Source organism: Bradyrhizobium australiense (assembly GCF_013114825.1).
Classification (GTDB): domain Bacteria; phylum Pseudomonadota; class Alphaproteobacteria; order Rhizobiales; family Xanthobacteraceae; genus Bradyrhizobium; species Bradyrhizobium australiense.
Map to the genome: position 1 here is coordinate 1 of NZ_JAAVLX010000025.1, position 9286 is coordinate 9286.

The window sequence follows — 9286 nt, forward strand, 5'->3', positions numbered from 1 at the left end:
ATATCATGTGGTCTTCATTCCGAAGTGCCGGCGGAAGACGCTGTACGGGGAGTTGAGGCAGCATCTCGGGGAGGTATTCCGCAGATTGGCAATGCAGAAGGAGTGCAGGGTCGAAGAGGGCATCTGATGCCCGATCATGTTCACATGATGATATAGATCCCGCCCAAATATGCGGTGTCGCAAGTGATTGGGTACATCAAGGGCAAGAGCGCAATCCATCTGGCCACGGGTCTATGGAGAGAGGAAGCGCAACATCGTGGGGCAGCATTTTTGGGCCAGAGGATACTTCGTCTCGACCATTGGTCGAGACGAAGCGGTGATCAGGGAGTACATCCGCAAGCAGGAGGCCGAGGATACCCGGCTCGACCAATTGAACATGTGGCGCTAAGACCGCCTTCAGGCGGCCAACAAGATGAGGGGACGCGTTAGCGTCCCACGGCCGCTTTGAGCGGCCCAATTCCTAAAGCCCCGGCTTTGCCGGGGGATACTTACTACGAACACCAGCACCACACCTGCAGCCACGTCGAGCATCGATAGGGGCAGAATTACCTGCCAGAACGTGCCTAATGGCGTAGCGCCGAGAACAGAGGCGGCTCGTCGCAGGGACGGATCGATCTGTCGCAGCGCGTTCGCGATCGGCAGGATCATGTGGGGCAGCAGGATGTGTATCATCGCGATCTCGGTCGCGAGCGTCGTGTTGAGTAGCCGGATCGGCTGCGTGATCAGATGCATCGCCAGCAGCGCCTCGTTCATGATGCCGTGGCGGCCTAGTAGCACCATCCATGACCCCCAAGCATCGGAATTCGATAGTCCTTGATTCCAGGAGATCGCCGCCGGCACGCCCTGCTCCTGCAATGTCGTCATCCGAGCATTCCAGACGGTGGTCATCACAATCTCGCGGTCGCTCAGCATCTGCGTCGGCTGCACGCCGGTCTGCCACCACTTGACTACGCTCTTCTTGATCTTGTCGTAGCTTGCCGGTGCCTTATCCACATCGAGCGGGTAGAGCTTCTCTGGAGGTACTCCGGCAGGCATCAGTGCGAATTCCATCTCGGGGGCGACGTCGGCTATGCTGTACATGGCCCGGTCGCCGGGAAATTTCGCTGTGTACCAGAGGTCGGCCCAGCTTGCAGGCGCCGCGCCTTGAAGGCGTCGGTGCGGTAGGCCATAACCTGAGCCCATATCTGCATCTCCACACCATATTCGAAGCGGTGTTCTTTGGGCACTCCGTCGTCGATCAGTGAGTAGTCGATCCGCTCGAAATAATCCACGCTCTTCATCAGCTTCATCATCCTGAAGCGGCCGGAGTGGATCACGTCCCATCCGACATTGCCGGTGTCGATCATCGGCTTGATCTTCGCGTTGCTCATGGGGAAGACGCGAACCTTGATGCACGTTCTTCTCGCGGAGCAAGGATTGTCGCGCTGGTGAAAAGTGGAGCCCTGTGCGATCGGCCGGGGGCGCTCCCCAGGCTGAAGCAAGTAGGCGGCGTGCGCGGCACAAGCCAGAACTACGTGCTTCGCAGATCTGTGCGCGATGGGTTTTTGTCCATCATTACTGACGAGTGCGACCAGCCGACGGCACCCGGCGGCCGTCCGCAATCGAGTTGGAGGCAGCCTAGGAGAAGCCGTAAGCAGGGCGTCTACACTTGGTCGACTGGTCGCTAACCTCTGCCATTTAGTCGTCCACGGCCGCCTCGGACACTCCGCACCTCTTGCGGGTCTGGACCAAATGCCGCTGCAAAGTGTAGATCGCATAAAGACAGTTGGCATCAATTGCAATGCCCAGCTTGATCTGGTTGGGCGTGATCTGCTGGGCAAAGGCTTGTTCGGCGCGAGATAGCATCATCGAGCGGCCTGTGCAGAAAACAGCCTCTAACGGCCAGGCGAATGAGGAGTCTTGATATGACTTCCCGTGGCGGCCAACAGCCAGAAAATACCTGGATTGTGTTGTCTTGGTTTTGCGATGATCTTACCAGCCCCCTATAGCAGCGCTATGCCGCCGTTGATGCTAATCTCCAACACCGCACGAGCACTACCAGAGTTTGTAGTGTCTCGATCGGCTGCTGATCGCGTACGATGACTTGCTAACTCGCGGTAAGGACAGGGCTCATCATGCTAGATCAAAGTGCTGCAATGACAGGCGCACTTAAGCCATTGCATGGCTCACGCTTTCTTCAAGTAAATGACTGCGCGACAGTCAAAAAGGGCATCACTCGGCAAGCATTCCAACGCCGTGCACTGAGGGGGCGACAAGAGCCTGAATCCTCGAGCAGTTCGCAACAGTGGTGGAAGCTTCTCGTTGCGCGACTAGCGCCGGAGCGGAATACGATTGCTCGCCACCGCCACCCGTAGAACTCGCGAAATTGCGAATCCGTGCCTAGTGGCTAGCGCCGCCTGATGCCAACAGCTTCACAAGCCAAGCCAGATTACGTATCGGAGCACTAGCATGAGTGACAAATTGGAGCAGCCGGCACAGGTGTTATCACATTTACGGGTAGTCGAGATTGGTAGCTCGGCTGCAACTAGTTATTGCGCGCGACTGTTCTCCGATTTCGGCGCCGATGTTCAGAAGGTCGAGTCGCCGGCAGGGGATCCGTTTCGCCGCAGTGCGCCACTGACGCCTCGAGGCCAGAGCGCGTGGTTCGCATTCCTCAACTTCAACAAGTCAAGCATCGTCATCGACCGCACCGAGCCGGACGCGAGTGCACGGCTATCGGCACTGATCGAGGGGTGCGACATTCTGGTGGATGGCCGCGACATCGACTCCTCGGATTGTCCCCCTGTCGATATGGCCACCATCCGCAACCGACATCCGAAGTTGGTCTACCTCGAAGCGAGCTGGTTCGGCCGCGAAGGCCCCTATGCAGAATTTGCAGCGACTGATTCCACCGTCCGTGCACTCGCCGGTCTTGTCAAGTTACTTGGACCGGCCGAAGGGCCTCCGTTGCACGCGCCGGATTTCCAAACTGGTATCCTGGCTGGGCTATGGGGCTTCATTGCCGCAGCTTCCTCGCTGGTTAGGCGAAGGCACGGCGGGGCCGGGAGGTCGTGGTCGCTCAGTGTTTTCGAATCAAGCCTTGCCGTGGGCGAATTTCTTATGCTGGAGGCGTGTGCACGCGGCAACGTTATGCATCGGATTGGCCTTAACCGCTTCTGCCTGGCCTTTCCGTGGGGCATTTACGACACGAAAAAAGGGTGGGTCGGGGTTTCGGTCGAGACGCCGGCACAATGGCGGGCGTTTTGCGATATGCTCGGCCTGTTCGATTTGCGTGATGATCCAGGTTTAGTCGTCGGCGAAGATCGCTGGTGCCACTTGGAGGAGATCGAAGGGCAATTGATCCCACGGTTGAAAACGCGTACGGCGCTGGAGTGGTTTGCCGAGGGACTAAAGCGCAAAATTCCGATCGTGTCCGTGCCCGAAATATGCAGTTTGCTGCAGGACACCGAGAAGAAGCTGCGTGGCGCGATAGTGCCTGTTCTGCTTGGAGACGAGGAAGGCTTCACGGTTGGGTCAGCTCACCAGCTGAGGATGACGCCGCCGCTGCGCGGGGGGAAGGTTCCGGCTCCTGGTGAGCAGCAGGTGCTCGCGCGCAGCCAAAGGCATCTGATCAGCCCCGCGGCGGCAGGCTCCTGCTGCAGCGGGGCTGACCTGCCGCCCTTGCATGGAATTCGCATTATCGATTTCACGATGGGCTGGGCGGGTCCGTTGTGCACCCGCACGCTGGCGGATCTTGGTGCAGACATCATTAAGATTGAGGCCATCCAATATCCGGACTGGTGGCGTGGCGTTGACAAACGGCAGGCTTACGTCGACGGGAAGATGTACGAAAAGAATGCGCGATTTTGTACGATGAACCGCAATAAGCGCGGTATTACACTTGATCTGACGCGGCCGCAGGGCGTCGATCTTGCGAAACGACTTTTGGCAGGGGCCGACATCGCCATTGACAATTATTCAGTCGACGTACTGCCGAAGCTCGGCCTTGGGTATGATGTGGTTCGAGAGATCAACCCGCGGCTTGTGATGATGTCAATGTCCGCATTTGGTGCGGACAGCATCTATCGCGATTGCCGGGCCTACGGCTCGACTCTCGAGCAGGGATCGGGCCTGCCGGGCGTGATAGGAAATCACGATGGGCCACCCGTGATGAGCCACGTCGCCTTGGGGGATCCCGTCGGCGGGTTGAACGGCTGTGCTGCAGTTCTGGTTGCACTACTTCACGCCAACAGTACCGGGCAGGGACAGTTCATTGACCTTGCGCAGATCGAATGCATGATGCCGTTTGCCGCGCCATGGATTATTCTCCACTCAGTCGACGGTATGCCACCGAGGAGGTATGGCAATCGACATCCGCAGTTCGTGCCGCATGGCACATTCCGATGCACAGGTCAGGATAACTGGATTGTGTTAGCGGTAACGGACGAAGACATGTGGCGTCGACTTGCCCTACTTATTGGCCGACCGGACTGGGCTGAGGACGCATCGCTGAGACCTGCGGAAGCTCGCCGGGTTATTGAGGATGTCATAGAGAAAGAGATCGCAGCCTGGATGCTCACTCGCGACGCGGATCAGGCGATGTCCGAGTTGCAGGCTGTGAAGGTTGCCGCCGGTGTGGCCCGGCTGCCAATTGACCTGCTCAGAGATCGGCATCTCAAGTCGCGGACATTTCTGCAGGAAGTAGAACGTGCTTTCATAGGCCGCCATCCACATCCCTCGATGCCGATTCGCGAAGGTGAGGCTCCCTATCCTATCCGCACAGCGGCGCCGACGCTCGGACAACATAACAGAGAGATCCTATCGGAGCTCCTCCGCCTCTCCGATACGGAGATCGAAGAATTGGCCAAAGAGGGTATCATCGGTAAGTCGATGCTCTCGGAAGGAGAGGTCGCACAACAAAAAAGATCTCGGTCCACTAATTAGCGAAGCCAACTCGCCAAGCCGTCATGTGCGTCGGCATCGCGCGGATCGCACCTTCATATCGAACTCTATCATTTGGGAAAGCGGGAGAATTCATGTCTCCGAGTTCAAAGTTCATGAGTGGGGAGCCGTTGCGAGCGGTCCGCTTGCTGGGCGGGGACTAATGGATGCTGGGTGGGCTGCACGGTTTATTCTCAACGGTTTTGATGTGCGGCTGTATGGGCCCGTCCCCTCGTGCGGTCGAGCGTGTGCAGAAGACGCAGGCTAGGGCACGCCGGGCGTGTCGGCGATTGACACTGGTCCCGCTGCCAACGGATGGATCGCTAACCGTTGTGGAGTGGTGCCGCTGGTTAAACTGTGTGCCGGACAACTCACGTCGCCTGAGACGATTGAGCGCGCGAATGAGATATTCCGGATGGTAAGGATGCACCCGCTCGTGGTGCGGAAGAGATAGACGAGTTCATTGCGAATCGGCTGCAGGAGGCAGTGTGGCGCGAGGCGCTGTGGCTGGTGCACGACGATTTGGCCACCGTGCAGGAGATTGATGACGCAGTCCGCTTCTCCTTCGGACTGCGCCGGGCGGTCATGGGCCCCATCCATACGTATCGCATTGCCGTCCCTGAAGCCAGCACTCGCCGCTGGAGCGATATGGACCCGCGCTGAAGTTGCCGCTGACGAAGCTCACCGACGTACCCGACCTCACCGACGCTTTCCTCGACAAACTGGCCGAGCAGTCAGATGTACAAGCGGACAACCTGACTATCCCTGAGCTATAACAGAAACGCGAAAACTGCCTTGTGGCCGTGCTGCAGGGGCTGCGCGCTCAGGGCGACGGTGCGGGCGAGACGCTCGCGCGCTGGGAACAGGGCTGTGTGATCGCGTTCCACAGCTCAATATCGGCTCCGGCCCGCTGCGGATGCCGAGGCGTGACATATCATCTGACTGGATCGACTACAACGGCCAAGTCAGTGAGAGCCGCTACTTCCAGCTTTTCGCCAATGCGACGGGCACCCTGCTCCGTTACATTGGTCTCGATAGCGACTATGTCTCAACGAAGGGCAGTTACCACGTAGTGGAGCCGCACCTCTCCTAGGCTCGGGAGCTGTACGCTGGCGACCGAGTCCAGGTGCTCACGCACACTCGCTGACACGTGAGGGTGATGGCGGTCCGGCGGCTACGGGAGAGCAGATGCTGGTTCGCGTCGATGCCCACAGTGGGCGGGATGTACCCGCGCACTTCCTGCTCCCCGCTTACCTGGTCCTCAGATTGTTCAGGCGCTCGACGATGCGCTTCAGCCCGGCCTCCAATAGATCGGATGGAACGCCGAAGGAGAGGCGTGGGCCGTTTACGTCACCAAACGAGCCGCAAGCGGCGCATCCCACATTGGTTTCATCGAGAAGCAATCGTGCAACGTCGTCGCCGGATCGAATAACACTTTCGGCTGGCAAAGTGGATAGAATTCTACTCGGGTCGAGATAGAAGAAGAATGAACCGTCAGCACGTGGCGGGGCCACGTCGCGCAGATCAGACAAGATATGAAGACCCATGTTGCGAGCATCGGCAAGGCGCCGATGTATCTCCCGTTCAAATCCGCCGTCGCTGACTTGAAGGTGGTGCAGGATCGCGTGTCGAGTGATCACATTTGTGGCTGCGGTTGTATGACATCTGTTGCGCCAACATGAATCCAGCACTCATTGTCAAATTTGTGGAGTGATCCGAACCGCCTTGCCGCGGTTCGTGATCTGCTGTGGCAGATACTTTGCTGCGGCTTGCGGACGCTCGTTGTACTCGCTGCGGTTGAAGGTCTCATTAAGATCGGCCATTCATTCCTCAATAGCGCCAGCACCTGCATCCAAATGAAACGCGCATTTGGAATCGTCGCTGGAGCAGACTCCGACCCAGGGAGGAAGCGGCTCGACGAGATGACGGTGCCTGAGAAACGAATTGATCTTTGCAAACCGGATATCGTTTGTTGGGGCGCCGGTAGCGCCACGCTGGCGGAATCTGGTGCCCCGATCGCATCATTGTCTGGATCTCCGAAGTCGCTATCGCCATCGACAAGGACCGGCAGTTCGGTGAAGCGTCACCGGCAGTTCAGCGGACGAGCGAGAAGATTATCGAGAAGGAGGATGCCCAGAGGCCGTTGAACCCTAGGAGCACGATCATGCCTGAGCGCCGGTCATTTGCTTCCATAAAGAAGAAGTTGCTGAAGCTGCAGGCTAGAGAGCGTAATATTGCCGCTGGCGACGACTGGGCGCAGGAGCGTTGACAAATGCAGAGTTTTGTGGGCGTTGCATGCGAGTTCCTTGGAGGTAACGTGTAAGTGGTCCATTAGGCCGCCTAGAGGTCGTCAACAAGTCTCCGCGAACTGCCAACTTGATCAATCACAGTATTGATAGTTGATCGGGCGATTCCGCGCGCAAGGTCCCGCGGCAGGTCGCGGCTTCGCCGATAGGTGGCTGCAACTTGATCGCGCGTTCGCCAAGATTCTGCGTCGGCCTTCATGGGCGCGCTGAGGCATCGATGTGCAATCGTGTTGTCGAGATCCCTCTCTGGTTTTGGGATGTTTGCAGCTGTTGAGACCATTCGAACGGCTAGTTGGAGACGTGGCGCTGCACGCGGTTCCAGCGGTCCGATGTAAAACTGTGCGGGCGGCTTGTCTCTACATTCGCTCTGAGCCGTCACTTGGCGTACTAGTAGTTGATGGAGGTTAGCGTAACCTAGTTGGGGACCTCACAGGCAGCCGCGGCTGCGCCATCGTGCTGCAGCGCTGACACATCCAATGCTTCCGCGATCGTACCTAGTGGCTAGGAAAATCTTAGGAACGATCCCGAAATGTGCCATTTAGCTCCGCATGGTTTATCCAAACGTCGTTAGCCCGCAGGTATCATCCTGATGTTCTCTACTCGCGGCGCTTGATCGTGAGCGACGCGACCGCTACGACACTTGCGTTCCTCGGTTTAGTCCCTCGCCCTTCGTAAGAACTTGTTATAAGTGCCTCTCTAGATTAACAAGGGCAGGTGAGTCTGTTTCGGCCGACCTAGGCATTGCAACTCCTTACGCAAGAGCCTAGGTCTCTGCAATGGAGGTCGAGTCGGAGCGCAACTCGATTTCATCCGGTTCGTTGGTGTACACTCGTAAGGCTTGTGCATCGCAATCTGATCTCCTACGTGCTGCATCGGTAAAGCTACAAAAAGTTTCGGAAAGGGGCCGATCGGCTCTCCGTTCGTAGCTAGCCTCTGGGCGACCCGCATGGATGCGTTTCCATTCTGTCCGAGCCGACCCTGCCCAATTTGGTAGCTGTCCAAACAACGTAGCCGGTGGCTTTGTTGGTTTGAACGCAGTGGACGGTCGAGCTGCCCTGAACCGCCCCGGGTTTGCCGGAGGCTCCAACTCCTGAGAGGATGGAGCCATGACAAGCAAGACGACGAACAAGTTTTCACCCGAGGTCCGGGCCCGTGCGGTTCGGATGGTTCTGGATCACGCAAGCGAGCATTCTTCGCGCTGGGCGGCGGTGACCTCGATTGCGGCCAGGATCGGCTGCACGCCGCCCGCCGGAGGCGAGGGCGGCAGGCCCGCCTTTACAGAGCTTGCTGATCGGCCAAACTCGGGCCGCCGGATTAGACGGCCGATCGATACTTTGGTCATGGTGCTGATCGCGGAAACGCGAGCCGAACTGAATGGCGAACTGGCCCATGGCGGCAGTCCACTCGACGCCTCGCCGCCACCTCAATCCGGCGTTCTTGATGGCGAGATAAAGCAGCTTCAACGCCGCGTCGTTTGGAAAGCTGCCGCGTGTCTTGATGATCTTGCGCAAGCTACGGTGCAGCGCCTCGACCGCGTTGGTGGTGTAGATCATCTTGCGGACGTCAGGAGCGAACGCGAAGAACGGCACGACGTGTTCCCAGACACGGCGCCAGGCCTAGCCGATCGCCGGATAGCGCTTGCCCCATTCATCCTCGAACTCCTCGAGCCGGACCAGCGCCATGTGGGCATTCTCGGCCCGGTAGATCGCCTTGATGGCAGGCAGGATCGCCTTGCGATCCTTCCAGGCGACAAACGCCAGGTTGTTGCGGATCAGGTGCACGATGCAGGTCTGCACCACGGTCTGCGGATAGACCGAGGCGATCGCCTCGGGAAAGCCCTTGAGCTCCGCGATCAGGATATCGTTGACGCCACGCGTCTTCAGGTCGTTGATGACCTTGAGCCACCTCGGTAAGGTAAACTCACAGAAACCTGCTTACACATTCTTTCTGACACCCTCCGGCGCGCACGCGTTCCAAATGGAGGCCCAGCGATACCCCGTCTACAGGTGGCGTCGCCTCGAGTTGGCTCAGTATTTCATCGCGCATGAACTCGTAATCCC

Annotated in this window: 7 protein-coding genes and 3 pseudogenes; 4 read left to right on the forward strand and 6 right to left on the reverse strand. The window is 58.3% G+C overall.

All coding sequences use genetic code 11. From position 1 onward, the window contains the following. The first annotated feature begins 7 nt into the window (after window positions 1-7). Window positions 8-388, forward strand: a pseudogene (gene tnpA, locus HCN58_RS34895) (IS200/IS605 family transposase). 8 nt (window positions 389-396) lie between these two features. Here tnpA and HCN58_RS36585 read toward each other — a convergent pair. The 3 genes from HCN58_RS36585 to HCN58_RS34910 form a co-directional block, all read right to left on the reverse strand. Next, complete coding sequence (locus tag HCN58_RS36585; RefSeq protein ID WP_235984168.1) at window positions 397-1182, reverse strand: extracellular solute-binding protein; 786 nt, start codon at window positions 1180-1182, stop codon at window positions 397-399. Continuing rightward, window positions 1068-1370: a type 2 periplasmic-binding domain-containing protein gene (locus HCN58_RS34905; RefSeq protein WP_171583824.1), complete on the reverse strand. Its 303-nt coding sequence runs from the start codon at window positions 1368-1370 to the stop codon at window positions 1068-1070. The genes HCN58_RS36585 and HCN58_RS34905 overlap by 115 nt, the downstream gene beginning before the upstream one ends. 307 nt (window positions 1371-1677) lie before the next feature. Beyond that, window positions 1678-1848, reverse strand: coding sequence for a hypothetical protein (locus HCN58_RS34910; protein WP_171583825.1), 171 nt, complete (start codon window positions 1846-1848; stop codon window positions 1678-1680). A 600-nt stretch (window positions 1849-2448) separates the two neighbouring features. On the opposite strand from HCN58_RS34910, the gene HCN58_RS34915 reads away from it, so the two are divergent. Both HCN58_RS34915 and HCN58_RS36590 read left to right on the forward strand, forming a co-directional pair. Further along, window positions 2449-4923: a CoA transferase gene (locus HCN58_RS34915; protein ID WP_171583826.1), complete on the forward strand. Its 2475-nt coding sequence runs from the start codon at window positions 2449-2451 to the stop codon at window positions 4921-4923. Window positions 4924-5406: 483 nt separating this feature from the next. Further along, window positions 5407-5583, forward strand: coding sequence for a 3-hydroxyacyl-CoA dehydrogenase family protein (locus HCN58_RS36590; protein ID WP_311966948.1), 177 nt, complete (start codon window positions 5407-5409; stop codon window positions 5581-5583). Between the two features lie 587 nt (window positions 5584-6170). On the opposite strand, the gene HCN58_RS34925 is transcribed toward HCN58_RS36590, so the two are convergent. Further along, a complete protein-coding gene (locus HCN58_RS34925) occupies window positions 6171-6560 on the reverse strand; it encodes a pyridoxal phosphate-dependent aminotransferase family protein (protein ID WP_171583827.1) in 390 nt (129 codons plus the stop codon). Between the two features lie 57 nt (window positions 6561-6617). Next, window positions 6618-6743, reverse strand: a complete 126-nt coding sequence (locus HCN58_RS36960; RefSeq protein ID WP_283814700.1) for a hypothetical protein — start codon at window positions 6741-6743, stop codon at window positions 6618-6620. Between the two features lie 1589 nt (window positions 6744-8332). On the opposite strand from HCN58_RS36960, the pseudogene HCN58_RS34930 reads away from it, so the two are divergent. Beyond that, a pseudogene (locus tag HCN58_RS34930) lies at window positions 8333-8468 on the forward strand (IS3 family transposase); the annotation flags it as partial. Window positions 8469-8581: 113 nt separating this feature from the next. On the opposite strand, the pseudogene HCN58_RS36595 reads toward HCN58_RS34930, so the two are convergent. Next, a pseudogene (locus tag HCN58_RS36595) lies at window positions 8582-9130 on the reverse strand (IS256 family transposase); the annotation flags it as partial. Between the last annotated feature and the right edge of the window lie 156 nt (window positions 9131-9286).